Genomic DNA, 25,184 nt, shown 5'->3' on the forward strand with positions numbered 1-25,184 from the left:
GCCCATGGTCATGGGCAGGCCGTGATCCGGTAAAGTTTGGCCCCGTCACCTTGTGAATCTACAAGGTCAAGCCCCTGGACGTCACTTATGTCGGTTACACCGGGATAGGTTTCGGATCCCGGCAAATCGATCAGGTACTGCGATCCAAAGTCCAAAACGTATTGCACATTCTTTTTCTTCAACGCGCTGCAGACGGCTTCGTTGTCCGGAGCTTCCTTCAGTTCTCGGTCGATAAGCAATGTGTCAGCGTCCTTCTCCGCAAACAGATGAGCCGTCAGTACCCGCCGGTTCGCATAAGCGTAGGCCAAAGAGCTGCCGTTCCAGGGGTTATCGGCGATGACTGCATCCGGAGGAACCTGACTGGGGATTCGTTTCAACAACGCCAACTCGTCAGGAGTCAACAAGTCGGATCCAGCGTCGAACCGATAGACGGTGGCGGCGCCGGCGATATAGTGCGACAAGGGGCCAGCGACAGTTGCGAGCGCAGCGAAGGCAAAGGCCGTAATGGTTGCCATTGCAGTTGCCCCGGTGTGTGAGCGCCAACGAAACCGGTGTCCGATCACGCGCTGGAGTTTGAAGGCCGCGGCGGAAGCGCGCCAGGAATCCCATATGCGCAGTCCGCCGACCACGGCAAGCGGCGTCGCGAACAGCGGCAGGAGAGCCGCCAGCCGGTAGGTGTCCTGGTACCAGGTCCCCACCAGAGCGTCCCTAAGGGCGCTCTCAGGCAGTGATGCTGCCACGACATAGAGCGCCCCGACGATGGCATAACAGGCGGCGAGCCAACGGAGGCTGCCCATCCGGAAGACCGTGAGCAATCCCGCGATGGACAGGACCGAGACCACCACAGCCGGGATGGCTGACTGCATCGGGCTCATTGTCAGGATCTCACCGACGGCGGCACCCGGCTTAACGGATGGTCCCCAGTTGTCGTACGGAGCAGGGCGGAGCTTGAACCAGAGGGCGGCTGCAACAACAACAACGGCCAACGTCCCGGCAATAAGCAGCCAGGCCCGTCGCGGGTCAGGTTGCCGCAGTTTAGCCCGCTCAGCAAGCCGCCACCACAGCAGGGCAGCGATCGGAAAACCAGCAGCCATAGTGGTGTTAATGGAACTGGTGTGGGCGAAGGCAAGGCCCGCCATCGCGATGGCGAGCGCACAGGTCCAGCTCCGCAGCGGATCCGTACGGGTCCGTCCGAGCCGTGCCAGCCCGGCCAGGGCAGTGATGGCGGCGGGCATCATGCTAATTGCCAGGGCGTAGGGGAACAACGGTCCCCAGACGATCATAAGGAACGGGAACGCCACCTGTGTCCCGGCGACAACGGCTGCAAGGATAAGCGCAGCGGGCCTTCTCGAAACGGTCTTTGCCACCAGAAAAAAGCAGGAAGCGGGCCACAGAACAGCTGCTACGACCAGATTCAGTGCATTTTGCGCTGTAGGGATATCGACGGCGGCCAACTGCACCAGTAAGGCGGCAAAAGAATGCCATGCCGCCGGATAGACAGCATCCAAGCCGCTCACCCCCTGGATAGAAGCAAGGTTCAGCGAGGAAGCATTGCCGGTGTCGAGGATGAACCGGATGGCGTTGAGGTGAAAGACGTTATCGAATACCTGTGAGGGATGCTCAGGTGAGCCGACCAGCTGGATGAAGCGCCAGGTTATCGGAACAGAAGCCAGGGCGATGGCAGCGAAGGGGAGACACTGCCGCCATGACGGGATCCGGGGCATTCGCCACGGAATGCCCCGTGTAATCACCAGTGCGGCCGCGGCAATCAGGGCGCTCACCAGCAGAAACGGCAGGACACTCCAAGGGATCCCCAGTTGTCCGGCAATGACACCCGCAAGGCCTGCGGCCGCCGTCGAATGCAATGGTGCAAGACCAAGGACAGCACCCGGGCGGAATTTCAGGCAGCTGGCAATCAGGGCTCCGGGGACGTACAGCAGGAGGGCTGCCAAAACCACCACCGGGAGGAAGCCGATCCATATCATGGAGTCACTCCCTCCACCTTGTCCTCCGGGGCTTTGGCCCGGATGAGCCGCAAAACGGCTGCGAACTGAATTGCGGTGACCAGGATTTCACCTATCGCCAGGCCAAGGGCCCCGCCTTGGCCGCCCATCAGTCCGGCCAGGACAATCATGGCGGGGAGGCCCACAACGGCACCGGCGATGGTACTGGTGAACACGACCCGCATCTGCTTGGCCGGAACCAGCCAATGGGCGCCAGTAGAGGTTGTGACACATACCAGGAGGAATGACAGGCCAAACCAGAAGCACGTCCAAAAGTCCGCAGCCAGTGCCGCGCCAAAAAGCAGCGTGCTGGCCCAAGGCCCGAGGAGGGCCATGATCAGCCACCCGGCGGTACCAAGTCCGGACAGGGCCACCAGCGAAAACTTCCGCCTCTGACGGTGGTCCGTACCAAACTCGCTGACCCAGCCCTGCAGGCTGTTGCCCAACGCGGCAGTAGCCAGTTGACCGATCCGGTACAGCTTCTCGGCCGACACAAAGGCGGCCAGGCCGGTTGCCGACGCAGCAAACTGAACCACCAGTACAGGCGTTGAAGCGTAAGCTCCGGCGGCTACAGTGATTCCTGCGCCTGCCCGCAATCCCCAGATTTCCCTGAAAACAACCGGTAGGGACAGGCCCCTGTAATCCTGGCGGTCGGAGTGGTTCTTGTTGAACCAAAAAGTTCCTGTCAGGCCCAGCACCAGCAATGCCAGCGGGTAGAGATAGATCTCACCCGTCGCGAAAATCAGCGGTATCACTCCGAGCGTCGCTGCCATCCTCGGCAGGACGTCGTACTTGGCTATCCGGCCGGCGTGTCCGGTCGCGATGCAGTACCAGGCCGGCGTCAGGCCCGCCGCCGCCTGGGCGCAGGCCATCAGGAATGCGACCGGGAACTGGCTGGTGCCGCTAGCGAACCCCAGGGCGAGCGCCATCAGGGGCACAGAGCAAACGAACATGAACGAGCGGGTGACAAAGCTGACGGCATAATGCCGGCGCCGCACGCTTTCCTCGCTGGCTGACGCGACGGCGGCGGGTCCCGTGAGGGGCCAGCCGAGCCCGATGACAATGGCGGCAATGGCGCCTACGGCCTGCCCGACAGCCAAAGAGTTCCACGCCGGAGCGCCGCCCACCCTTGCAATGATTGGCAGGAGGATGAAGGAGGCCAGCGAGGCGAGCAAGGGTAACCCGGCGAACGCCGCGATCCTTTTGATCATGCCGTCGCTGCTCCGGGGTTGGCTGGTTTGCTATAGGTAGTCATACGCGTCCTTGCCAAGCCGGCCGTTCACGAACACGTCTTCAACCTCCCGCTTGAACCGGGAACGTTCATTCAGGATGGTTGCCCGGTAGGTGTCCTGTTTTGCCACTTCAACATCGAAGTTTTCGATGAGCCGTGGCAGCATCCCCACGGCTGTTGCCACCTCTTCGTCGCCGGGGGTGATCTTGTGCTCCCAGGGGATGGGGACGTCGGCATAGAAAGCACCTGAGCCCCGGCGGGCAACGACGGTGAGGGCGCCGGACAACGTGGCTTCGCGGGGCATGCGGTCCTTGCCAGGGTGATGACCCAGGTCCAGGTATACGCCGCAGCCCTGGAGGGTTTCGACGACTTCCGCCCGGGTCATTCCTACGATGGGACGCCATTCCAAGGAAGGAGGGCATTGGGCCTTGACGGCTTCGATGATGTGCCCACCCTTGGCGGGGTTGTACGTGACCATGTTGCGGTTGCGCTGAAGGGCTGTGGTCCCCTGGAACTCGTCCGTTGGTGTGTAATCGGAGATGAGTGAGGGTACGACGTCCAGGCGCGTGGCGATAAAGGCCCAGGCATAGGACGACTGCACCAAATGGACAACGTCACGGTCCTTCCGAAGGGACTCCGGATTAACGCGGTTCTTCCACATCCGGGCATAGGGAAAGGCGGTTTCGCGTGCCTTCTTCAAAAGGCCGGCCTGGTTGCGGTGCCACATCCGTTCGGCCATGAACGTCAGGGAATTGTCGATGCTGAGCCACCAGCACATCCGCCGGGCGTGCTTCACTTTCGACATCTCAAAAACATAGGTTTCCGGGAAAACCACCGTGTTCCCGGGCGCATCCACGATTTCAGGGGCTTCCGGTGCGTCATAGATGTTGTACTGTTCCACCCGCGGGTTCCGGGCCGTGTGGGGATGCGGGACGAGAAAGGCATCCTGGCCAAGCTCGCGCAGCATGTCGACGAGCTGGTGGAGGGCTTCCGGCCCCCCGGTCCTGAGTCCCTTGTGGTAGAGGACGAAGATGGTTCCTGAGTTGGTGGTCATGGGTGTCTTTCGATCTCGGCCGGGCCAGGGGGTTGCCCTGAGTACTGGGATTCTTCCTTAGCGCAGGCGGGCGGCGAGGGCGTCGTCTATCTTGCCCATCTTCTGACGGAGCGCATCGCGGACACCTGCCACGGCCGCGACGAAATGCTTCCGCCTATTGGGGCCAAATCCAAAGCGGACAACGTTGCTTTGGATTTCCATGTAAATCCTGCGAAGCACCCACGTTGGCTGTTTCATCGCATACCGGCGGGCAAGGATGAGTGAATTGCGGGTGATGTAGTAAACACGGAACGGCGCGTGGTAGTAGACGAACAGCTTCTTTGAGCCGACGCGGGCATGCCATCCCAGAATTTTCATGGGGCGCGCACTGCCAAGGCTGTGCTCCAGGTTGCATCCCCGTCCCGCGAGGGCACGGAGTCCATGCTCGCGTAGGCGGGCATTGAATTCAGAGTCCACGCAGTCGATGAAAAAGCCCTCGTCAAAGAACCCAACGACATTGAAGACGCTTGTCCGTACCAAGCTGCCGCTGGTCATGGGGTCGAAGATCTGGGCTTCCTGCCGATCGCCCCAGGTGGGCAGTGGAATATGGTTATGTGACTCCGCGCACACCATGCCCACGCTTCGAGGGTCGCGGGAGGAAGCCGCGGTTTCGAGTGCGGACGTGACGTAATCGCCGGTAAAGCGGGAGTCCTGGTCCATGGTGACGATCCACTCCGGACCCCACCGCTCCACTGCTTCCTTGATTCCAACATTCAGTGCCCGTGCTATGCCGGAGTTAGTGCTCAGCCGTACCACGATTGCGCCGGCGTCCTCCATCTCCGCCAGCGCCTGTGAAACGTCGCCCGGCGAGCCGTCGTCGACGACCACAACGTGGGAGACGAAGCGCAGCAGCCATTTGACGTTGGAGACGTTTTCCGGACCTGGGTTGTATGCGGAAACGACCCCGCACACGTCCTGGTGCGGTTCTTTGGCTTCAAAGTCTGCAGGCGCCATTACTGCGCCGTCCTGGCGTGGCGAAAGCGTCGTCGTACAGCCTCGACAACGTTGCGGAGGAACGCGATACGTGCCCGGACTATCTTTGAGGCGGAGCGGATGCCGTGAGGGGTCAGGTTCCCGCCGTGCAGTCGGTGAAGGATGGTGTCTTCTTCCATGTAGATAATGGAGCGGTTGACATTGCCCACGGTTGCCACCCACTGGTCATGTGATTCAGTCATGTACGAGGGGAAAGGCAATACCTGCTGGAGGATTTCCTGCCGGAGCGCCATGGCACACCCCCAGTGCAACCGGTAGCCCACGACAATGCCGAGGATGTTTCGGAGGTTGTGTGTCGAGTCCTTGGAGCGCAGCCGAATTTCGTGGAACGAGCCCAGCGGACCGTCAAAGTGCCGGCAATTGCTGACAACCATGTTTTTGCCGTCCATGGCGGAGATCATGCGGTCCACCCTGCCAGGGAGCCACACGTCGTCCTGGTCGGAAAGGAATACGAATTCTCCGCGCGCCTCACCAAGGGCCCGTTCGAAAGTGCGGACGTAACCGTTGTTGCGCTCGGCCTGGATGAGCCGGATCCGCGGATCATTGATGCCGGCCACTAGCTGGGATGTCTCGTCGGTGGAGCAATCGTTGACCACTACCAACTCATCGTGCGGGCCAATTTCGCTCAGGATTGAGTCGATTTGTTCCTCTATATGGCGCGCGCCATTGTACGCCGCCATGCACACGCTCACGCGCGGCTTGGGGGCGGTTTCGGGCTCCATCAGTTTTTCTCCTCAGGCCTCCGGGCGGTGCCAGCGGGGCGGGCAGGTCCCAAGCAGTCTAGCAAGCTGTGCCTGCCCGAATGGACGCATGCCAGTCAACTATAATCGAGGGGACGCAGCCGCCGAGCTCTTCGCGCGGAAACCACGGAAGGAACCTCAGGTCCATGACCGTTGACGTAATGTTGCCGTACTACGGCGATGTCCATCAGATGAAGCTTGCAGCCCGCAGCGTAATGAATCAGGAGAACCAGGACTGGCGGCTTGTTGTCATCGACGATGGGTACCCGGATCCTGAACCCGAACGATGGTTTTCGACCATCACGGATCCTCGGGTTACCTACCTCAAGAACGACCAGAACCTGGGCGCAAACGGCAACTACCGCAAGGCGCTGACCCTCGTAGAAGCCCCTTACGTCGTCATTATGGGCGCCGACGACATCATGCTCCCCAACTATCTCGACGTTGTGGTGAGCGCCTTCGAAGAGTACCCAAAGGCAGACGTTGTCCAGCCGGGGGTGCAGGTAATTGATGAGCAGGGCATCGCGTGCACGCCGCTCGTGGATGCTGTAAAGAAGGTCTATGCACCCAAGACCAGTGAGCGCATCGAACTTAAGGGTGAGGCCATGGCGACAAGCCTGGTGCGTGCCGACTGGGCGTACTTCCCGTCCCTGGCATGGCGTTCAGAGACGGTCAAGCGTATCGGGTTCACCGAAGGTCTCGACGTTGTCCAAGACCTCGCCCTCTTGCTCGATATCGCCGCAGAGCACGGTTCGATGATTGTTGATCCCGTGCTGGCCTTCCTGTACCGCAGGCACCAGGCGTCCGACTCGTCGGTGCGTGCGCTGGACGGCAGGCGTTTCGATGAGGAGCGGCGCTTCTTTCAGCAGCAGGCTGAGCGGTTCAGCCGTCTTGGCTGGAAAGGTGCCGCGCGTGCTGCGAGTTTCCACACCACCTCCCGGCTCAACGCTGTGTCGTTAATCTTCAAGTCAGTCGGGAAAGGCAAGTTCGATTCACTGCCCCGGCTTGCGAAGCACGTCGTCAGATAGGGAACAGCGAACAAAAAAGGACGCCTCGGGCGTCCTTTTTTGTTGTTTCACTCACATCCGCGGCCGGGCTCTCCTATTGGCCGTTTTCGGGTTCCTCCCCAGACGTGGAGACCGCTTTCAGGCGGTGTCGAACATCGGCCAGGTCCGCCCTGAGAAGGGCTACTTCCTCGCAAAGGATCCGCACCTCGTCTTCAGCCTGAGACTGCTCCCTCGAGAGGTGCAGGCACACTCCCACCAGGAGGACCAGCGTCATGATGAAGAGGAGGTTTGCCGGTACCTGGATTCCGAGGAGTCCACTGGCTTTCTCCAATACGGAGGGGAAGGCCGAGAGCAGGAGGGTGCCGATACCGATCACGATCCACAGCACAGCGTACTTTTCACGCAGTTTCTGGCGGCGGAGCATTTCGAACACAAAGAACAGGATCGCCACGACGACGATGGAACCCATAAGGAGTGACATGTTGAATTCCTAGTTGGTGGACGGCTCGGTTTTCTTTCGCGTCAGTGCGAACAGCAAAGCCATTCCTGAGCGTCCGAGATAAATGGCGGCTTTGATGGGGTCATGGCTTGGCGTTCCGCCCTGGCGGGCGCGCATTGAAACCCCAACCTGTTTAACCGTGCAGCCGGAACGGATCGCGACAACAAGGGAGTCGATGGTGTCGCCGAGGTATTCCGCAGGATAGTGATCCACGTACTGGCGGATGGCTTTTGTATTTGCGGCCCGGAACCCTGAGGTGACGTCGGTCAAAGTGGTGCCGGCAACACGGGAAACCGTCCACGCCAGTACTTTCATGGCCCATTTCCTGGGTCCACGCACCGTGTAATTGCCCTTGTCGGCGAACCTGGCGCCGATGGCAATGTCGGCATCCTGAAGGCCGTCCAGCACCGTTTTGATATCCCGCGGATCGTGCTGGCCGTCAGCATCGACTTGGATCACTTGGCTGTAGCCATGGTTCTTCGCATATTTGAATCCGGTACGCATTGCGCCGCCGACTCCCATATTGAAAGGAAGCTGGAGGACCATGGCGCCGGCATCACGTGCCACCTGGGCAGTGTTATCGCGGGATCCGTCGTCGACGACCAATACATCGCACAGAGGCCCAAACTCGTACACTTCCCGAATGGTGTTGCCAATGGATTCGGACTCATTCCAGGCAGGCATGATGACCAGTGTTTCGGGCCTGCGGTTGCTTAGTGTCACGGGTTGATCAACTCATTCTTCAAGTATTCGGCCAACCGGTTGCTGGAGGAGGCCGGCTCAAAGCCCGTCGCTTTGATCTTCGTCAAGTCCAACGTGCTTGCGAGGGGGCGGGGCGCGGCGGTTTTACCGCTGAAGTATTCTTCGGTGGTAACTCCGCTCACCGCTTCCCTTGGGCTGCCCGACAGCTCGTAGACGTCGGCGGCAATGTCGGCCCATGACTGCGGCTCACCCTCATTGCTGAGGTTATAGACGCCATATTCAGCTTCGTGCTCCAACAGGTGCTTGATGCCGGCGGCGATGTCCTGGGTAAAGCTCAGCCGGCCGATCTGGTCGTTGACCACTGATGGTGCTACGCCGCGTTCCGCCAGGGAAGCCATGGTCCGGACAAAGTTGTTGCCGGCTCCGATGACCCAGCTCGTCCGCACAATGTAGTGGCGGGGAACAACGCTCACGATGGCGTCGCCGGCGGCCTTGGTCTGGCCGTAGACGCCGAGTGGGGCGAAGGGCTCGTTCTCATCGTGCACGCGGCGGGAGCCGTCAAAAACGTAGTCCGACGAGACGTGCACCAGTGTGAGGTTGTGCTCGACGGCGGTCCTGGCCAATTGCGCGACGGCCGTGACATTTACGTTCCAGGCGGCCGCACGTCCTTCAGCAGTTTCCGCAGCATCGACCGCCGTGTAGGCGGACGCGTTGATGATCGCCGTGTAGTTCTTCCAGTTGCGGCTGCTGAAGGATTCCGCGGTGGTGAGGTCGAACTCGGCCCTGGACGCGAACTCGACGGATGGGTCGCCGTCGTACAGCTTCCGCAGCGCCTTGCCCAACTGCCCGTCTGCACCGATTACGAGGATCTTCCTGGCTGGCATCGGGGTGACGTCAGCCATCACTGGATGCGCCCTGTCCTTGTCGGAAAGCTCCGCCTGTTCCAGCGGAATCGGCCAGCCGATGGCAGCTGTTTCATCCGCGAGGTTCAGGAAGGTGTACTGCCCCTGCGCGTCAGCGGACCAGTGGTCGTTTACGAGGTAGGAGTATGCAGTGTTGTCCTCAAGGGTTTGGAAGGCATTGCCTACGCCGCGGGGAATGAAAATGGCCTGGCTCGGGTCGATTTCCGCCGTGAAGACTGCACCAAAAGTGGGGCCTTCGCGGAGGTCAACCCAGGCACCGAAGATCCGGCCCGTTGCGACCGAGATGAACTTGTCCCATGGTTCTGCGTGGATGCCGCGGGTGGTCCCGGCCTTTTCGTTGAAGGAGATGTTGTTTTGGACCGGCCGGAAATCCGGCAGTCCGATTTCCAGCATCTTCTCCCGCTGCCAGTTTTCCTTGAACCAACCTCTGTTGTCACCGTGGACCGGGAGGTCATAGAGCACGACGCCGGGAATGGGCGTTTCGTGTGCAGCGAGCTTTTTGGAAAATTCGATCGGCATTCGTTTACTGGCCCTGTTCCTTGTACTTCGCTTCGGTCTGGGCCTTCTGGGGGCGCCACCAGTCCTCGTTGTCCCGGTACCAGGCGATGGTGGCTTCGATGCCTTCGTCGAAGTTGGAGAACTCCGGTTCCCAGCCCAGCTCCTCGCGGAGCTTGGTGGAGTCGATGGCGTAGCGCAGGTCATGGCCTGGGCGGTCCACAACGTGGTCGTAGGCGTCCGCCGCCTGGCCCATGTGCTTGAGAATCAGTTCGACGACGTCCTTGTTGTTCTTCTCCCCGTCCGCGCCGATCAGGTAGGTCTCGCCGATCCTGCCCTTGGCGATAATGGCCAGGACCGCGGAGGAATGGTCGTTGGCGTGGATCCAGTCACGGACGTTTTCGCCCTTGCCGTAAAGCTTGGGGCGGATCCCGTCGATGACGTTCGTGATCTGGCGGGGAATGAACTTCTCCACGTGCTGGTACGGCCCGTAGTTGTTGGAGCAGTTGCTGATGGTTGCCTGGAGCCCGAAGGACCGGACCCATGCACGGACCAGCAGGTCTGAGCCTGCCTTGGTGGATGAGTACGGGCTGGAGGGATTGTAGGGTGTCTGTTCGGTAAACCGCTCCGGGTCATCGAGTTCCAGGTCACCGTACACCTCATCCGTGGAGATGTGGTGGAACCGCTTGTTGTGCTGCCTGGCAGCTTCAATGAGCGTGTAGGTGCCGATGATGTTGGTGTCCAGGAAGGGGCGGGGATCGTGCAGGGAGTTGTCGTTGTGTGACTCGGCAGCATAGTGGACCACGACGTCGGTGTCCGCGACAAGGCGGTTCACCAGGGCCGCGTCGCCGATGTCACCGTGGACAAACTCAAAACGATCCTCGGGGAGGCCCCGCAGCGATGCCAGGTTGCCGGCGTAGGTCAGCTTGTCCAGAACAGTGACGTGGGAGTCCGTATTCTCCAGAACGTAGTGGACAAAGTTTGAGCCAATGAAGCCGGCGCCGCCGGTAACAAGAAGTCGCTGCATAATTCCCAAGGGTACCGGATTTGCCGCCGCACTTAGCGAAGGGAAAGATGGGAGCATGCGCGGAATAATACTTGCCGGCGGTACCGGCTCAAGGCTTCACCCCATAACCCTGGGAGTCAGCAAGCAGTTGGTCCCGGTCTACGACAAGCCCATGATCTACTACCCGCTCTCCACCCTCATTCTTGCCGGGATACGGGACATCCTGATTATCACCACTCCGCATGACGCAGAGCAATTCGAACGCCTGCTGGGGGACGGGGCCCGTTTCGGAGTGTCCATCACTTACAAGCAGCAGCCTTCGCCGGACGGCCTTGCCCAGGCATTCGTGCTCGGTGCAGAGCACATCGGTGATGACAGCGTGGCCCTGGTCCTCGGCGACAACATCTTCTATGGCCACGGAATGGGCACACAGTTGCGTCGTTTCGAGAACATCGATGGCGGGGCGGTGTTTGGCTACTGGGTGGCGGACCCCAAGGCCTACGGCGTGGTGGAGTTCGACTCCGAGGGCAAGGCCATCTCGCTGGAGGAAAAGCCGGCAAAACCCAAGAGCCATTACGCCGTCCCCGGACTTTATTTCTATGACAATGACGTTGTGGAGATCGCGAGGAACCTCAAGCCCTCGGCCAGGGGTGAACTGGAGATCACCGACGTCAACCGTACGTACCTGGAGAGGGGAAAGCTGCAGGTTGAGATCCTGCCGCGGGGGACGGCTTGGCTGGACACAGGCACTTTCAACGATCTTAACGATGCCTCGAACTTCGTCCGGACAACCGAAAATCGCCAAGGACTGAAGATCGGTGCACCGGAGGAAATCGCCTGGCGGCTGGGCTTCCTTACCGATGACGAACTGCGGGAGCGGGCCGAGCCTCTGGTAAAGAGCGGCTACGGATCTTATCTAATCGATCTGCTGGAGCACGGCCACTAGAACATAGTCCATAACGAAGAGCGGGACCCGGAGATCCGGGTCCCGCTCTTCGTTATCGCCTGGCTAGTTCAGCCGGATTGTCGCTCCACCGGAGGCGGTCCAGCTGATGCTTCCTCCCTGGAACGTCTGGCTGCAGGATGTCCTGTCGACTGTGCACGTCTGGCTGCTGGTGGGGTAGGCGAGTGTTCCGTTTTCGAAGCCCTGGCTGGCCCAGCTCTGCTGGATCGGGCCCGGCACCATAAGGTGGGCGCCGCTTCCCGAGGACCACATCACCGTGCCCTTCTCGAAGTTCTGGAAGCAGCCGCCGTTCCTCAGGCCGCAGATTGTGGCACTTGTGGGGTAGCCCAATGACCCTGACTCGTAGCCTGTTGCCGCCCACCGCTCCCTGATCGGCGTTGAAGTCATCGCATGTGCCCCGGTTGTGGGCGAGTACATGACCGTTCCCCTGGCGAAGTTCTGGAAGCAGCCGCTGTTCTTGAGCCCGCAAACCAGTGCACTGACAGGGTAACCAAGCTTCCCGCCTTCAAATCCGGAGCCCACCCAAGCATCCCGGACGGGGCCGAACATCACGGCGTTCGCTCCGGTTGCAGGAGACCACATGACGGTCCCGGTGGAGTAGTTCTGGAAGCAGCCGCCGTCAACGAGGCCGCAGATGACGTCGGAGGCAGGGTAGCCCAGTACCCCGTTCTCGAAGCCGGTTTTCTGCCACAGATCCCGGATCGGTCCCCAAATGCTGGGCTGGGCCCCTGTAAGCGGCGAGTACATAAGCGCGCCCTTGGTAAACATCTGGAAGCAGCCGCCGTCCTTGAGCCCGCAATACTGCGGAGATGCGGGGTAGCCGAGGGTTCCTGCGCCCCACCCCAGACGCTCCCAGCCTGCCGCCAGGGGACCGGCAGGAACCGTTTCCGGGGGCGTGCTGGCTGAGTAGCCCACAACGCCCTTTTCAAACGCCTGCCGGCACTCGATCTGCACTCCGCCGCAGCTCGCGGCGCCGGCCGGGTAGCCCAGCCGGCCGTTCTCAAAGCCGGACTTCTGCCAGTAATCCAGCAAGCGGCCGGTAAGGGTAAAGGCACCGCGGGCCGGGGAGAACATAAGTGTCCCGCCCTGGAACAGTTGATAGCAGCCGCCTTCCCGCAGGCCACAGACTTCCCCTGCCACGGGGAACCCGATGGGTTCCCCGTTCGTCCTGGCCGCTTTCCAGGTCTCGCCCATTCCCATGAAGACAGGCCAGGCGCCTGAGGTTGGCGTCCAGGCAATAACGCCACCGCTGAAGTCCTGGGTGCAGGCTGAGCTGCTGCAGGTGGCCTCCGATTTCGGGTAGCCGAGCAGGCCGTTCTCAAATCCCGCCCGGGACCAGGCATCGAGGAGCGGTCCTGTCTTCACCAGGCGGGCACCTGTGGCAGGGCTCCAGAGGACAGATCCAGCCTGGAAGAGCTGGAAGCAGCCGCCGTTCTTGAGCCCACATGTCTGATCGCTTGTGGGGTAGCCCAGAGCGCCATTTTCGTACCCCTGGGCTGCCCAATAGTCTCGGATCGCTCCGAAAGGTACCTGCGATGCCGGCGACGCCGGCGACCACATGATTGATCCACCTTGATAGTTCTGGAAGCAGCCGCCGTTCTTGATCCCGCAAATGACAGCCGAGACCGGATATCCCATCTGGCCGTTCTCGAATCCAGTCCTTGCCCAGGAATCGCGGATTGGCCCGATCATGCTCGGCTGGGCACCTGACAAGGAGGACCACATAACGATTCCCGATTGGTAGCCTCTAAAACAGCCTCCATCCCTAAGCCCGCAGATCGTGTCAGAAGTCTGTGCTCCGAGCGACGGCATGGATGACCGGAGCGCATCAATGGCCCTGGTCGCGGCAGGAGGGATGCCGCTTGAGGCAAATGCCTTCAAGCCCGCGTAATCCCCGTTCCAGACATTGGAGTCGCCGGCGAAGGGGCCGGTGCTGCTGTACTGCCACATGCTGTAAGTACCCCAACTGGCGGTGGGTACCGGGCCGGCGTTGTTCGTGGGAGAGCTTGGGTACGCCGCAACCCACAGGGGATAGTCACCAAAACCGGCCGGATTTCCCAGGCACTGGTTCCACCAGCTTGTATTGGTGTAGATAACCGGGAGCCTGCCGGTCAGCGCCTGCATGGTGTTGCCAAAATCCCGAACCCAGGATTGCAGCTGGGCTGGGGCCATGTTGTAGCAGGTATTGCCGAAGTAGAACCCGTTGATGGTGCGTCCCTCGTACGGGTTGAATTCGAAGTCCAGGACGGGCGGCATGGTGTACCCGTCGGCGGACCAGCCCCCGCCGTTTTGCACGAAGTAGCGCGCCTGGTCCGCTCCGGAAGACCAGTTGGGTATGGCGAAGTGATAGGCGCCCCGAATCATTCCAACGTTGCGGGACCCCTGGTACTGGGGGCCGTAGGAGGGGTTCGTGTAGTAATTGCCTTCAGTGGCCTTTACGTAAGCAAAACGAGCGCCCATATTCCACTGCTGCTGCCAGTCCACGCTCGGTTGGTGGCCGCTCACGTCCAGTCCCTGGATGCCAAAAGTGGGCATCCAGGTGCCTTCGGTGGACAGTGACTCCGTGCTCAGCCGCTTGAACGAGTCCGAGGGAGCCGAGGCCGTGACGCGGGCGGACCGCTGCCCCATCTCAGCTCCGCCGACGCCGACTGCTTCCGCCATGGACTGGGTAGCCTCTGCAGTGGGCGGGGCGGCCGGCGCTGCCGCCGGTGCTGTTTCTTCGGGAGAAGGGGGCGGCGTAGAGACCGACGGAGAAGGTGAAACAGTTTGCGACGGATCACTCGTCGGCGAGGAAGTTGTCGGCGTCGGGGCAGGCTCAACGGCGGAGGCAATACCCGCCAGGCCTGGGCCGGCCACCAGGGAAGCGGCCAGCAGAACGATCCCAAGGGACTTCCTGACGGGGCGACGGGACTGAGACAGGTTCCGTTTCATATTGGCTCCGGAGACAATGAGGCGCTCCCACGAGCCCTCATCTGGGTTGCTGTTCCGGCTGGTTCCCCCAGGAACCGGACGGACAGGGGTTTTTGACACTTAACGCGCTCACCATAGCACCGTGTTGCTGGTGGAAACAGTGGTGCTGATGGTGCATGTGTTGATCCTGTGGCTATCTTGCGCTTATCCACAGACAATCCTTATGACTTGGCAGCATGTTGTATGGTCCCTAGTCTTTATCCCAGTTGCACTGCCTCCGCCGGGGGCGGCAGTTGTATTGGGGAACGTATGGACGCGCTTGGAATTGTCGAGGACGAGGTCCGTGAGCTGATCCGTCGTCGAGGGCTGGATCCGCTGCACCAGGCTGGTGAGGTGCGCCGGCTTGTTGAGGCAGCGGTTACGGACTACGACGAGCGAGCGCTCATGGGACCTCTTCCTCCCATAGGTCCACTCGATGCAGCGCGACGGTTCCTCTTCGATGCTGTTGCCGGCTTCGGCGTGCTGCAGCCCCTGCTGGACGATCCCTCAATTGAGGAGATCTGGCTCAATGCGCCCAATGAAATTTTTGTGGCCCGCAACGGCGAATCGGAACTTACCTCCCTGAGCCTCACCGAGCAGCAGGTCCGGGACCTGGTGGAGAGGATGCTCAAGAGCTCAGGGCGCCGCCTGGACATGTCGTCTCCCTTTGTGGACGCAGCACTTCCCGATGGCTCCAGGCTGCACGTCGTCATTCCCGATGTGACCCGCAAGCACTGGGCAGTGAACATCAGGAAGTTCGTGGTGAAGGCCAGCCGCCTTGAACATCTCGTCGAGCTCGGCACGCTCACGCCGCAGTCAGCCCGTTTCCTGGGTGCAGCCGTATCAAGCGGCCTCAACATCCTAGTTTCCGGTGCAACCCAGGCCGGCAAGACCACGATGCTGAACTGCCTGGCAGCGAGCATCGGCAGCCGGGAACGTGTGATCACCGTTGAGGAGATCTTCGAACTGCAGTTTCCCCTGCGCGACGTCGTCGGTCTCCAATGCCGGCAGCCGAACCTGGAGGGTGAAGGCGAGATCCCGCTTCGCCGGTTGGTCAAGGAAGCCCTTCGCATGCGGCCCGACCGGCTGGTGGTGGGCGAGGTCCGTGAGGCGGAGAGCCTGGACATGCTGATCGCCTTAAACAGTGGCCTTCCAGGCATGTGCACCGTCCATGCAAATTCAGCACACGACGCCGTCACGAAGATCTGCACCCTGCCCCTGCTCGCGGGAGAAAACATCTCAAGCGCCTTTGTTGTCCCCACCGTCGCATCCTGCATCGACCTGGTGGTGCACTGCAGCCGGCACGCCAACGGACGCAGGGAGGTCACCGAGATCCTGTCCTTGGGCCGCCGCGTCGAAAACGGCATCATCGAGTCCTCCCCGGTGTTCACCATGATGGATGGCACCCTGCAGGCCAGGGCCAACTCGATGCCTGCCGCTGAAAAGTTCAACCGGGCAGGCTACGACGTCGCGGCGTTGCTGGATCCGCGATGACGTCAGCATTGCTGGGGGTGACGGCAGGGACGGGCCTCTTCCTGATCTGGTGGTCCTGCTGGGAGTCTCCGGCACACGGTCCGCGGGAGCGGAAGGCCAGCCGCCTGGCCGATCTTCTCGCCTCCGCGGGCGTGGACAGAGTATCTCCGGGCGGATTGTTGGGTACGTGCTTGGGCCTGGGGCTCTTCGTGGCCCTGGTGTTCTACGCCATCAGCCGCTCCTGGCCAATCGCTGGCTGCTTCGCGCTGTTCGCGGCATGGCTCCCCGTCAGTGTCCTGCGCTGGAGGGCGAAAAAGAGAAGCGCCCTGTTGCGACAGTTGTGGCCCGACGTCGTCGATCACCTCCGCTCCGCGATACGCGCCGGTTTGCCGCTGCCCGAGGCACTGATTCAGCTGGGGGACAAAGGCCCCGAAGAGTTGCGGCACGTCTTTCGGGAATTCGCCGCCGACTATCGCGCGGGAGGCCAGTTCGATGCGTCGCTGAACAAGCTCAAACACCGGCTCGCCGACCCTGTCGCTGACCGCATTGTCGAGGCCCTGCGCCTCACCCGCGAGGTCGGGGGCTCCGATCTGGGCAAGCTGCTCGGTACGCTGGCCGAATTCCTCCGCGAAAGTGCTCGCACCCGCAGCGAACTTGAAGCGAGGCAGTCCTGGACCGTCAATGCGGCGCGCCTTGCTGTCGCTGCCCCGTGGATCGTCATGATCCTGCTGGCAACGCGGCCGGAAGCGGTGCAGGCTTACAACACGGCTGTAGGCGCGGCAGTCCTGCTCGGGGGACTGGTGGTTTCGCTGGTCTGCTACTCCATCATGCTAAGGATTGGCGCTCTTCCGCAGGATGAGCGGGTGTTGAGGTGATCGGGATTTCGCCGGCGGCAGTTGTATGTGGGGCTGTACTGGGCGTCGGCCTATGGCTCGTCGTGTTTAGATCCCCGCTCATGCGTGCCACCACACTGACAGAACGCATCGAGCCGCAGCTGAGGTCCCAGAACCTCGAATCACGGCTCCTGAACTCCGTGGAGCAGAACCTGACGCCCTTCGGACCGCTCGAAAGGATACTTCGCCCGGTTTTCCGTGACGGCATGGCGGCGCTGGGACGGCTGAACCCCTCGCCGGGAGCCACCGCCCGACGCTTGGCACAGGCAGGCATCAACAAATCTTCCATCGACTTCCGTGCGGAGCAGCTCCTGTGGGCTGCTGCAGGCTTCGTGGTTTCCCTTGGCTTAATCCTCATAGGAGCAGCAGCCGGGAGGTTCAGCCCATTGTTTGCGGCCGTGGCAGTCCTGGGCAGCGCCGTGGGCGGCTTCATGCTGCGTGACTATTGGCTGGGCGCGCAGGTCCGTCGGCGGGAAGCACGAATGATGGCGGAGTTCCCGAGTCTCGCCGAACTGATGGCGCTCGCCGTCAGCGCAGGGGAGAGCGCAACCGGAGCGCTTGAGAGGGTCTGCCGCAGTGCCAGGGGCGAACTGTCCCAAGAGTTCTCGAACATTCTTGCCGAGACCCGGGCCGGCAAACCGTTGGTGACGGCACTGCAGGAATTCTCGGGCAGGACGGATCTGGCGCCACTGGTCAGGTTTGTTGACGGCATCATCGTCGCAGTTGAGCGAGGCACACCGCTCGCGGATGTCCTTCGTGCCCAGGCCCAGGACGTGCGGGACACAGCCAAACGGGACCTCATGGAAGCTGCGGGCAAGAAGGAGATCGCGATGATGGTGCCGCTTGTTTTCGGCGTGCTCCCCCTGACTGTGGTCTTCGCCGTTTTTCCCGGGCTTGCAGCCATCAACCTGGGCTTCTAGGAAGACAAGACACGGAACGCAAGAAGCTCGAAGAATCAAATCAGGAAGAGGACGAGAAATGAAAACCATGGGTAACCGCTGGGCATCCCTGCTCCTGGTGTTGGGTGCCCTGCTGGGCACCGGACTTTGCTCAGGAGGGCGCCACGCTGAGGACCATGAGAGGGGAGACGTCCCCGGGTGGGTCATGATCACCTTGATGTCAGCAGTCCTGGTGGCCGCGCTCCTGGCACTTGCCGGACCGGCGCTCGAAGCAATGTTCAACCAGGCGATGGAAACGGTCGGAAGCTAGCCGATGACGCAGTCCTCCCGTCGCGCCGGCCAGGCCAGCAACAAATGCGGGTTGCCCGGGGCGCGGGAGCAGGGCTCGGCAGTGGTGGATTTTGTCTTGGTGGGAGGCCTCCTCACCATGTTCTTCCTGGCGATTATCCAGCTGACCTTGATCCTGCACGTTCGGAATACCTTGATCGATGCTGCGGCGTCAGGGGCACGCTACGGAACCCTGGCGGACCGGGGAGCCGCGGACGCAGAGGAACGGACCCGCGGGCTGATTGGCGTAGCCCTGACTTCCGGATTCGCCGAACACGTCAGCACGAGCGAAGTGACCGTCCAGGGGCTTCGCACCCTCGAAGTGACAGTCCGGGCTCCAATGCCCGTGATCGGTCTCATCGGTCCCCGGGAGATGCTGGAGGTGAAGGGGCATGCGGCGGTCCAGCCATAAATGCCTCTGGTCCCCGCTCAGGGCCGGCCTGGGCGAAGCCCTTTGCCGGATACCGCGGGAAAGCGATGCGCCGCAGGAACCTGCCCGCAAGCACGAACAGGGGAGCGCGGTGGTCGAATTCACGTTCCTGGCCCTTCTGCTGATGGTGCCGCTGGTCTACTTCGTCATCACCGTGGGGCAGATCCAGGGCGGCTCCTTTGCCGTGGTGGGAGCAGCCGACCAAGCCGCGAAGGTTTATGTGGCCCAGCCTGACGGAACAACCGCCCAGGCTGCAGCAGAACAGGCTGTTGCCGTCGCCCTTGCCGACTTTGGGCACCAGCCTGAGGAGGCGAGCGTTGCCACATCCTGCAATCCGGCAGACTGCCAGGCCGCAGGCACCGCAGTCACCGTTACAGTGACCCTGGCCGTGCCCCTGCCGTTCGTGCCCTTTAACGATGGTTTCCGGCTGGCGGCGAGCGAGGTACAGGCATCCTCGACTCAACTGGTGGGCCGGTTCCGGTGACCAGCAGGACCGTGACCGGCAGGACACGAGGCGAGGACGGCCAGATGATGGTGATGATCCTCGGCTACGTAACCTTGGCGTTGCTGGTGGCAACGGTGGTGGTTGGCATTTCGTCCGTCTACCTGGAGCACAAGCGGCTGCTGTCGCTGGCCGACGGCGCCTCCCTGGCCGCCGCTGACAGCTACACCCTGGGCGAGGTGGAAGGGCAAGGCGGCAGCCCGTCGGCCACCCTCAACCCAGCCCGGGTCCGGAGCGTCGCAGCCGACTTCCTGGCAAGGAGCCCCGCATCGCAGCGTTTCGACGGCCTGGCGGTCACGGGGGCAACAGGCAGTCCCGACGGCGCCACCGCCGTCGTTGTCTTGACCGCAGCAGTCCATCCGCCGGTGGTCAACTTCCTGGTGCCCGACGGCATCAGGATCGAGGCAACGTCGACGGCCCGCTCGCGGCTGACGCGCTGACTTCCCGGACGCGCTGAATGTATGCGCTCCGGGCGCCAATAGCGCACGCCGGTGCGCTGCCCCGGATAGCGTAGGCTTAAACAACCATGGCCAATATTGATTTTTCTGCTGAAATCCGCGCCCTTCGCGCTACCTACGAGTCCATTGAGCGGGTCTCCGACGTAGACGCACTGAAGGAAGACATCGCCGAATTGAGCGAGCGGGCGGGCGAGCCGGACCTGTGGGACGACCCCGCAGCGGCGCAGAAAATCACCTCACGCCTTTCCCACCGACAGTCGGAACTGGAACGCCTCAACAACCTTGCGTCACGGATCGATGACCTCGAGGTCCTGGTGGAGCTGGGGCAGGACGAGGACGACGCCGATTCCATGGGGGAGGCAGCGGCTGAACTCGAGTCCATCAAGAAGGCCCTGAAGGAACTGGAAGTGGTCACCCTGCTTTCCGGTGAGTATGACGAACGGGAGGCAGTGGTTTCCATCCGCGCAGGTGCCGGCGGCGTGGATGCTGCCGATTTCGCCGAGATGCTGATGCGCATGTACCTCCGCTGGGCGGAACGCCACGGTTACCCCACCACGATCATGGACACCTCCTACGCGGAGGAAGCCGGGCTGAAGTCGGCCACCTTCGAAGTCAAGGCACCCTACGCGTTCGGCACGCTCAGCGTCGAGGCCGGCACGCACCGGCTGGTCCGCATCAGCCCCTTCGACAACCAGGGCCGGCGCCAGACGTCCTTCGCCGCCGTCGAAGTAATCCCGCTGATCGAACAGACAGACTCCATCGAAATACCGGACAACGAGATCCGGGTTGACGTGTTCCGCTCATCCGGCCCGGGCGGCCAGTCGGTCAACACGACGGACTCCGCAGTCCGCCTCACGCACATCCCCACCGGCACCGTAGTGTCCATGCAGAACGAAAAGTCGCAGCTGCAGAACCGCGCCGCCGCCATGCGCGTGCTGCAGTCCCGGCTCCTGCTCCTTAAGAAGGAGCAGGAAGACGCCGAAAAGAAGGCACTGGCCGGCGACGTCAAGGCATCCTGGGGTGACCAGATGCGGTCCTACGTCCTGAACCCGTACCAGATGGTCAAGGACCTGCGGACTGAGCACGAGGTGGGCAACACCTCGGCCGTGTTCGACGGGGAGATCGACGACTTCATCGACGCCGGAATCCGCTGGCGCACCGACAACCGCAACGCTGAAAAATAGGCCACGCGGCCGCCAAGGCCCAAGAGCGAATTCGCCGACACGCCCCCGGATAACAGCGTGATACGCAAAGACTCCTGCGTATAGTCGAGGGGCCGGGGCCCTACTTCCCCCAAACGAAAACCCGCGCACCGGCTGCAGAACTGGGCTGCATCAGAATCAGCCATGCCCTGCAGGGTACTTAGGGCCATGATCCGATTCGAAAATGTCACCAAGGTCTACGACCAGAAAGCCCGGCCTGCGCTGGACTCCGTCAACCTTGAGATTGACCGCGGCGAATTTGCCTTCCTGGTGGGCGCATCCGGCTCCGGCAAGTCCACCTTCCTCCGGCTGGTGCTCAAGGAAGACCGGGCGACATCCGGCGCCGTCTACGTCGCCGGCCAGAACGTCGCCAAGATATCAAGCTGGCGCGTGCCCAGGCTCCGCCGCGGAATCGGCGTCGTCTTCCAGGACTTCCGGCTCCTGCCCCAGAAAAACGTCTTCGCCAACGTAGCTTTCGCCATGCAGGTCATCGGCAAGAGCCGCAGCGTCATCAGGGACACCGTCCCCGAGGTCCTGAAGACTGTTGGCCTCGAGGGCAAAGAGCACCGCATGCCGCACGAGCTCTCCGGCGGTGAACAGCAGCGCGTGGCCATTGCCCGCGCAGTGGTCAACAGGCCCGGGATCCTCCTCGCCGACGAGCCCACCGGAAACCTTGACCCCACCACCTCGATGGGCATCATGGGTGTCCTGGACAAGATCAACCAAAACGGAACCACCGTGGTGATGGCCACCCACGATGACGACATCGTCAACGAGATGCGCAAGCGCGTGGTGGAGCTCAAGAACGGCATCGTCATCCGTGACGAAGCCAAGGCGCTCTACACCTCCATGATTCCCGTTGTCGGCCAGTCGCGCAGGCTCAAGGACGCCAGCGGCCGGGAAAACCCCGAAGCGGGCCTGCCCGGCGAAGGCGAGGGACAGCGATGAGGCTAGCGTTTATCCTCGGTGAGATCGGCAGCGGACTCCGCCGCAACCTCTCCATGGTGGTCTCGGTCATCCTGGTCACCTTTGTCTCGCTCACCTTCGTGGGCGCGGCCGGCATGCTGCAGATGCAGATCAACCAGATGAAGGGCTACTGGTACGACAAAGTCCAGGTGGCCGTCTTCCTGTGCAGTGAAGGGTCGACGGCGGCGGGTTGCGCCAGCGGGCCAGTCACCCCCGAGCAGCAGGAGAGCCTCAACGCCTTGCTGGAATCTCCCGCAGTGGCGCAGTACATCAACGACTTCCAGTTCGAGTCCAAGGAAGAGGCCTACAAGCACTTCAAGGACCAGTTCTCGAATTCGCCCATCGTTGACTCGGTCACGCCGGACCAGCTCCCGGCATCCTTCCGCATCAACATGAAGGATCCGGAAAAGTACCAGATCATCAGCGAGACCTTCTCTTCCCAGCCGGGAGTGGAAACGGTGATCGATCAGCGCCAGCTCCTTGAGCGCCTGTTCTCGGTCATGAACGGCGCCTCGCTGGTGGCCGTCAGCATCGCAGGCGTGATGATTGTGTGCGCCATCCTGCTGATCGCCACCACCATCAGGCTCTCCGCCTTCAGCCGCCGCCGCGAAACGGGCATCATGCGCCTGGTGGGGGCCTCCAAGACAGTGATCCAGCTTCCCTTCATCCTGGAAGGTGTCATTGCCGCCGTCATCGGCGCGGCGCTGGCCTCCGCCACGCTCTGGGCCGTGGCCCACTTCTTCCTGGGCGACTACATGGCCCAGCAGTACCCGGACACAGCCTTCATCTCCGCCGGGCAGACGCTGATCCTCGCGCCGGCATTGATAATCCTTGGCGGATCCTTGGCCGGAATTTCGTCTCTCTTGACCTTGCGCAGATACCTTCGCGTCTAGGTATGCAAACCGAACTAGGAATGCCCATGAACTTAACGGACCAAACGTCGCCGCGACACCGGCTCAACAGCCGCCGCACGGCGCACCGCAAAAGCATTTTCAGCGGCGTGCTGGCAGTCGTCCTAGCCGCGGGCCTGGCCTCCTCTTCGGCGCCGGCCTTCGCTGACGAGCTCGAGGACAGGCAGAGGGCACTGGAAGCGGAGGCTGCCCGCGTCCAGCAGTCCCTGGAATTCGTTGATTCGCGCATTGCCAAGGCGGCCAGCGACCTGGTGATCTACCAGGGCCAGTTGCCCGGCGCGCAGCAGGCACTGCTCGAGGCGCAGGGGCGCGTGGCCGGTGCCGTCAAGGAGGTGGAGGCGCTCTCCGCCCGTGTGGACATGGCGCAGCAGAACAAAGCCAAGATCACCCAGCAGCTTGAGACGGACAAACAAAAGATTGCCGACACCAAAAAACTGATCGGCCAGATCGCCACCCAGGCGTACAAATCCGGCGGCGTTCCGTCCAACCTGTCACTTTTCTTCGGGGCCAACAACGGCGGCAGCCTCACCGAAACCATGGACCTGGCGGACCAGGCCATGCGGAGCCAAAACGCCGCCATGGACAAGCTGTCGCAGCAGAACGCGACCAACGTGAACTCCGAAGCCCGCCTGCAGGCCGTGGAAGCCGAGATCAAGGACCTCAAGGCAAAGGCCGACGCAGCCCTTGAGCGGGAGAAGGCCGCCCGTGATGAAGCGGCCGCGAAGAAGGAAGAAGTAGACCGCCTGATCGCCGACACCACCCGCCTAGACGCCGAACTCCAGGCGGCCAAGCCCGGCATCCAGTCCCAGCTCGCCGGCGTGCAGGCCAGCCAGAACGCTGTGGCCGCGGAAATCCAGGAACGCGACAGGAAACTCCGCGAAGCCTGGGAAGCCGAGCAGCGCAGGCTGGCGGCGGAAGCCGCTGCCGCTGCCGCGGCCGCCGCGGCAGCTAGGAACCAGCCGCCGCCCCCGGTGCAGCCTTTTGTGCCCTCTGTAGGATCGCCGTCGGCCTTTGGCCTCCGGCACCCGTTCGACGGCAGCGTTCCCATCACCTCCGGTTTCGGCTGGCGGGCAACCCCGCCGGGCACCATCGACTTCTACGGCCAGGGCGGGTACCTGCACACCGGCATCGACTTCGGCGCCGCCTGCGGCACGCCCGTCTATGCGGCAGCGGCGGGAGAGGTCTTCAGCTCGGGCTGGAGTTCTGCTGACGGCGGCGGCTGGCGGGTCAAGATCTCCCACGGCCTGATCGAGGGCAATACCCTGAACACCATCTACTACCACAACGCCAGCATCGTGGTGTCGAACGGGCAGCGGGTCTCGCAGGGACAGCTGATTGCCTACTCGGGCAACACAGGTAACTCCACGGGCTGCCACGCCCACTTCGAGACCTGGCTGAACGGCGCCGCCGTGGACCCGATGCGCCTGCTGTAGGGCGGCCGTCAGCCTGCCGTAGACTGGTATGACTCCGCGCCGGCCGGGCCGGAGGACATCCGATTCTCGAACTGAGGAGCTTTCCCTTGCCTAAAGAAAGTGGCCGTAAAGTGGTGGCCACCAACCGTAAGGCCCGGCATGACTACCACGTGCTGGACACCTACGAGGCTGGAATCGCGCTCATGGGCACCGAAGTTAAGTCGCTGCGGGAGGGCCACGCGTCCATGGTGGACGGGTTCTGCACCTTCTACAACGACGAGCTGTGGATGGAAGCCATCCACATCCCCGAGTACAACCAGGGGAGCTGGACCAACCACGCCGCCCGCCGCCGCCGCAAGCTGCTGCTGCACCGTGAGGAGCTCATCAAGATTTCCCACAAGGTGCGGGAATCGGGCTACACCATCGTGCCGCTGCAGCTGTACTTCGTTGACGGCAAGGCCAAGGTGGAGATCGGCGTGGCCCGCGGTAAGCGTGAATACGACAAGCGCCAGACCCTCCGCGAGCAGCAGGACAACCGTGAGGCGCAGCGTGAGATGCGGGAACGCAACCGCCGTCGCTAGTGATCCGGCAGCCGGGAATGAATCCCCGGGAACATGCGTTACTATAAGTAGTCCGGAGGGGAAGCCCGCCGGTTTGATAACAAAATACGGGGATGATCGGTTTCGACGATGTTAGTCGCGACAGGTGAAGCGGGCCGAGGATGCAGAATTATCTCGTAAACGCTGTCTGCAAACCAATAAGTGCCAATTCTAAGCGCACTGACTTCGCTCTTGCTGCCTAAGCAGTAAGACAGTCCGTCAGCCCGAGGTTGCTATTGCCCCGGAACCTGGCGTCATTTAGATAGCCACTGCTGCTTACCCCCGTCATCGGGGTGAGCGGGACTCTTAGATGACTGGGCCCGGATCAGCCAGCTGTTTGCAGCATGGCTGGGGCCGAGAAAATCCGACGCAAACTGCGCCCGGAGAAGCCCTGACAACACGACATCGGACGGGGGTTCAATTCCCCCCATCTCCACATTTTGAAAAGCCGCAAGGCACACTGAAAGACCCGGACACCTCGTCCGGGTCTTTCAGTGTTTAAGCGCA

24 protein-coding genes and 1 other RNA gene are annotated in these 25,184 nt (G+C 62.1%); 15 read left to right on the plus strand and 10 right to left on the minus strand.

Features of this window, described 5'->3' with window-relative positions; genetic code table 11:
• Positions 1-8: 8 nt before the first annotated feature.
• The 5 genes from GK109_RS17120 to GK109_RS17140 are packed head-to-tail and all read right to left on the minus strand — an operon-like array spanning position 9 to position 6,042.
• Positions 9-1,985, minus strand: coding sequence for a DUF6541 family protein (locus GK109_RS17120; RefSeq protein WP_157241773.1), 1,977 nt, complete (start codon positions 1,983-1,985; stop codon positions 9-11).
• A complete protein-coding gene (locus GK109_RS17125) occupies positions 1,982-3,214 on the minus strand; it encodes a lipopolysaccharide biosynthesis protein (protein WP_157241774.1) in 1,233 nt (410 codons plus the stop codon). Before GK109_RS17125 ends, GK109_RS17120 begins: the two co-directional genes overlap by 4 nt.
• A gap of 30 nt (positions 3,215-3,244) precedes the next feature.
• Entirely contained in the window at positions 3,245-4,288 is a 1,044-nt protein-coding gene (locus GK109_RS17130) for a hypothetical protein (protein WP_157241775.1), read from the minus strand.
• Between the two features lie 57 nt (positions 4,289-4,345).
• Positions 4,346-5,281 (minus strand): glycosyltransferase, encoded by a 936-nt coding sequence (locus tag GK109_RS17135; protein ID WP_157241776.1) that lies wholly within the window; start codon positions 5,279-5,281, stop codon positions 4,346-4,348.
• Positions 5,281-6,042: a glycosyltransferase gene (locus GK109_RS17140; protein WP_157241777.1), complete on the minus strand. Its 762-nt coding sequence runs from the start codon at positions 6,040-6,042 to the stop codon at positions 5,281-5,283. Before GK109_RS17140 ends, GK109_RS17135 begins: the two co-directional genes overlap by 1 nt.
• A 164-nt stretch (positions 6,043-6,206) precedes the next feature.
• On the opposite strand from GK109_RS17140, the gene GK109_RS17145 reads away from it, so the two are divergent.
• Complete coding sequence (locus tag GK109_RS17145; protein ID WP_157241778.1) at positions 6,207-7,088, plus strand: glycosyltransferase family 2 protein; 882 nt, start codon at positions 6,207-6,209, stop codon at positions 7,086-7,088.
• A 73-nt stretch (positions 7,089-7,161) separates the two neighbouring features.
• On the opposite strand, the gene GK109_RS17150 is transcribed toward GK109_RS17145, so the two are convergent.
• The 4 genes from GK109_RS17150 to rfbB are packed head-to-tail and all read right to left on the minus strand — an operon-like array spanning position 7,162 to position 10,713.
• Entirely contained in the window at positions 7,162-7,548 is a 387-nt protein-coding gene (locus GK109_RS17150) for a DUF2304 domain-containing protein (protein ID WP_157241779.1), read from the minus strand.
• Positions 7,549-7,557: 9 nt separating this feature from the next.
• Positions 7,558-8,289 (minus strand): glycosyltransferase family 2 protein, encoded by a 732-nt coding sequence (locus GK109_RS17155; protein WP_323056571.1) that lies wholly within the window; start codon positions 8,287-8,289, stop codon positions 7,558-7,560.
• Entirely contained in the window at positions 8,286-9,710 is a 1,425-nt protein-coding gene (locus GK109_RS17160) for a bifunctional dTDP-4-dehydrorhamnose 3,5-epimerase family protein/NAD(P)-dependent oxidoreductase (RefSeq protein ID WP_157241781.1), read from the minus strand. The genes GK109_RS17155 and GK109_RS17160 overlap by 4 nt, the downstream gene beginning before the upstream one ends.
• Before the next feature lie 4 nt (positions 9,711-9,714).
• Positions 9,715-10,713 carry a dTDP-glucose 4,6-dehydratase gene (gene rfbB / locus GK109_RS17165; RefSeq protein ID WP_157241782.1) on the minus strand — a complete coding sequence of 333 codons (999 nt, stop codon included), beginning with the start codon at positions 10,711-10,713 and terminating at the stop codon, positions 9,715-9,717.
• Positions 10,714-10,768: 55 nt separating this feature from the next.
• Here rfbB and rfbA point away from each other — a divergent pair, with 55 nt between their 5' ends.
• A complete protein-coding gene (gene rfbA / locus GK109_RS17170; RefSeq protein WP_157241783.1) occupies positions 10,769-11,638 on the plus strand; it encodes a glucose-1-phosphate thymidylyltransferase RfbA in 870 nt (289 codons plus the stop codon).
• A 63-nt stretch (positions 11,639-11,701) separates the two neighbouring features.
• Here the strand turns inward: rfbA and GK109_RS17175 are convergent, their stop codons facing one another.
• Positions 11,702-14,587 (minus strand): GH25 family lysozyme, encoded by a 2,886-nt coding sequence (locus tag GK109_RS17175; RefSeq protein WP_157241784.1) that lies wholly within the window; start codon positions 14,585-14,587, stop codon positions 11,702-11,704.
• 288 nt (positions 14,588-14,875) lie between these two features.
• Between GK109_RS17175 and GK109_RS17180 the strand changes: the two genes are divergently transcribed.
• The 13 genes from GK109_RS17180 (at position 14,876) to ssrA (ending at position 25,116) form a co-directional block, all read left to right on the plus strand.
• Positions 14,876-16,099 (plus strand): CpaF family protein, encoded by a 1,224-nt coding sequence (locus tag GK109_RS17180; protein ID WP_157241785.1) that lies wholly within the window; start codon positions 14,876-14,878, stop codon positions 16,097-16,099.
• The gene (locus GK109_RS17185) at positions 16,096-16,953 is read left to right on the plus strand and encodes a type II secretion system F family protein (RefSeq protein WP_157241786.1); all 858 of its coding nucleotides are present in this window, start codon (positions 16,096-16,098) and stop codon (positions 16,951-16,953) included. Before GK109_RS17180 ends, GK109_RS17185 begins: the two co-directional genes overlap by 4 nt.
• On the plus strand, positions 16,950-17,891 hold the full coding sequence (locus GK109_RS17190; RefSeq protein WP_370460664.1) for a type II secretion system F family protein: 942 nt from the start codon (positions 16,950-16,952) through the stop codon (positions 17,889-17,891). Before GK109_RS17185 ends, GK109_RS17190 begins: the two co-directional genes overlap by 4 nt.
• A gap of 58 nt (positions 17,892-17,949) precedes the next feature.
• Positions 17,950-18,180 carry a hypothetical protein gene (locus tag GK109_RS17195; RefSeq protein ID WP_157241787.1) on the plus strand — a complete coding sequence of 77 codons (231 nt, stop codon included), beginning with the start codon at positions 17,950-17,952 and terminating at the stop codon, positions 18,178-18,180.
• A 3-nt stretch (positions 18,181-18,183) separates the two neighbouring features.
• Positions 18,184-18,609 (plus strand): TadE family protein, encoded by a 426-nt coding sequence (locus GK109_RS17200; RefSeq protein ID WP_197432487.1) that lies wholly within the window; start codon positions 18,184-18,186, stop codon positions 18,607-18,609.
• Complete coding sequence (locus GK109_RS17205) at positions 18,590-19,111, plus strand: hypothetical protein (protein ID WP_157241788.1); 522 nt, start codon at positions 18,590-18,592, stop codon at positions 19,109-19,111. The genes GK109_RS17200 and GK109_RS17205 overlap by 20 nt, the downstream gene beginning before the upstream one ends.
• A 44-nt stretch (positions 19,112-19,155) precedes the next feature.
• On the plus strand, positions 19,156-19,569 hold the full coding sequence (locus GK109_RS17210; RefSeq protein WP_157243082.1) for a pilus assembly protein TadG-related protein: 414 nt from the start codon (positions 19,156-19,158) through the stop codon (positions 19,567-19,569).
• Between the two features lie 86 nt (positions 19,570-19,655).
• Positions 19,656-20,771: a peptide chain release factor 2 gene (prfB, locus tag GK109_RS17215; RefSeq protein ID WP_157241789.1), complete on the plus strand. Its 1,116-nt coding sequence runs from the start codon at positions 19,656-19,658 to the stop codon at positions 20,769-20,771.
• A 186-nt stretch (positions 20,772-20,957) separates the two neighbouring features.
• Positions 20,958-21,737, plus strand: coding sequence for a cell division ATP-binding protein FtsE (gene ftsE / locus GK109_RS17220; protein ID WP_157241790.1), 780 nt, complete (start codon positions 20,958-20,960; stop codon positions 21,735-21,737).
• Positions 21,734-22,648, plus strand: coding sequence for a permease-like cell division protein FtsX (ftsX, locus tag GK109_RS17225; protein ID WP_157241791.1), 915 nt, complete (start codon positions 21,734-21,736; stop codon positions 22,646-22,648). Before ftsE ends, ftsX begins: the two co-directional genes overlap by 4 nt.
• Positions 22,649-22,674: 26 nt before the next feature.
• Positions 22,675-24,099 (plus strand): M23 family metallopeptidase, encoded by a 1,425-nt coding sequence (locus tag GK109_RS17230; protein WP_157241792.1) that lies wholly within the window; start codon positions 22,675-22,677, stop codon positions 24,097-24,099.
• An 86-nt stretch (positions 24,100-24,185) separates the two neighbouring features.
• Complete coding sequence (gene smpB, locus GK109_RS17235; RefSeq protein WP_009356865.1) at positions 24,186-24,659, plus strand: SsrA-binding protein SmpB; 474 nt, start codon at positions 24,186-24,188, stop codon at positions 24,657-24,659.
• An 88-nt stretch (positions 24,660-24,747) separates the two neighbouring features.
• Positions 24,748-25,116: a transfer-messenger RNA gene (gene ssrA / locus GK109_RS17240) on the plus strand.
• The last annotated feature ends 68 nt before the right edge of the window (positions 25,117-25,184 follow it).

It is taken from the genome of Pseudarthrobacter sp. GA104 (assembly GCF_009741265.1).
Taxonomy (GTDB): domain Bacteria; phylum Actinomycetota; class Actinomycetes; order Actinomycetales; family Micrococcaceae; genus Arthrobacter.

Bases quoted from the DNA above. Each gene is read 5' to 3' on its own strand.
- GK109_RS17120 (WP_157241773.1), bottom strand. From the start codon at position 1,985: ATGATATGGATCGGCTTCCTCCCGGTGGTGGTTTTGGCAGCCCTCCTG.
- GK109_RS17125 (WP_157241774.1), bottom strand. From the start codon at position 3,214: ATGATCAAAAGGATCGCGGCGTTCGCCGGGTTACCCTTGCTCGCCTCG.
- GK109_RS17130 (WP_157241775.1), bottom strand. From the start codon at position 4,288: ATGACCACCAACTCAGGAACCATCTTCGTCCTCTACCACAAGGGACTC.
- GK109_RS17135 (WP_157241776.1), bottom strand. From the start codon at position 5,281: ATGGCGCCTGCAGACTTTGAAGCCAAAGAACCGCACCAGGACGTGTGC.
- GK109_RS17140 (WP_157241777.1), bottom strand. From the start codon at position 6,042: ATGGAGCCCGAAACCGCCCCCAAGCCGCGCGTGAGCGTGTGCATGGCG.
- GK109_RS17145 (WP_157241778.1), top strand. From the start codon at position 6,207: ATGACCGTTGACGTAATGTTGCCGTACTACGGCGATGTCCATCAGATG.
- GK109_RS17150 (WP_157241779.1), bottom strand. From the start codon at position 7,548: ATGTCACTCCTTATGGGTTCCATCGTCGTCGTGGCGATCCTGTTCTTT.
- GK109_RS17160 (WP_157241781.1), bottom strand. From the start codon at position 9,710: ATGCCGATCGAATTTTCCAAAAAGCTCGCTGCACACGAAACGCCCATT.
- rfbB (WP_157241782.1), bottom strand. From the start codon at position 10,713: ATGCAGCGACTTCTTGTTACCGGCGGCGCCGGCTTCATTGGCTCAAAC.
- rfbA (WP_157241783.1), top strand. From the start codon at position 10,769: ATGCGCGGAATAATACTTGCCGGCGGTACCGGCTCAAGGCTTCACCCC.
- GK109_RS17175 (WP_157241784.1), bottom strand. From the start codon at position 14,587: ATGAAACGGAACCTGTCTCAGTCCCGTCGCCCCGTCAGGAAGTCCCTT.
- GK109_RS17180 (WP_157241785.1), top strand. From the start codon at position 14,876: ATGGACGCGCTTGGAATTGTCGAGGACGAGGTCCGTGAGCTGATCCGT.
- GK109_RS17185 (WP_157241786.1), top strand. From the start codon at position 16,096: ATGACGTCAGCATTGCTGGGGGTGACGGCAGGGACGGGCCTCTTCCTG.
- GK109_RS17195 (WP_157241787.1), top strand. From the start codon at position 17,950: ATGAAAACCATGGGTAACCGCTGGGCATCCCTGCTCCTGGTGTTGGGT.
- GK109_RS17200 (WP_197432487.1), top strand. From the start codon at position 18,184: ATGACGCAGTCCTCCCGTCGCGCCGGCCAGGCCAGCAACAAATGCGGG.
- GK109_RS17205 (WP_157241788.1), top strand. From the start codon at position 18,590: ATGCGGCGGTCCAGCCATAAATGCCTCTGGTCCCCGCTCAGGGCCGGC.
- GK109_RS17210 (WP_157243082.1), top strand. From the start codon at position 19,156: ATGATGGTGATGATCCTCGGCTACGTAACCTTGGCGTTGCTGGTGGCA.
- prfB (WP_157241789.1), top strand. From the start codon at position 19,656: ATGGCCAATATTGATTTTTCTGCTGAAATCCGCGCCCTTCGCGCTACC.
- ftsE (WP_157241790.1), top strand. From the start codon at position 20,958: ATGATCCGATTCGAAAATGTCACCAAGGTCTACGACCAGAAAGCCCGG.
- ftsX (WP_157241791.1), top strand. From the start codon at position 21,734: ATGAGGCTAGCGTTTATCCTCGGTGAGATCGGCAGCGGACTCCGCCGC.
- GK109_RS17230 (WP_157241792.1), top strand. From the start codon at position 22,675: ATGAACTTAACGGACCAAACGTCGCCGCGACACCGGCTCAACAGCCGC.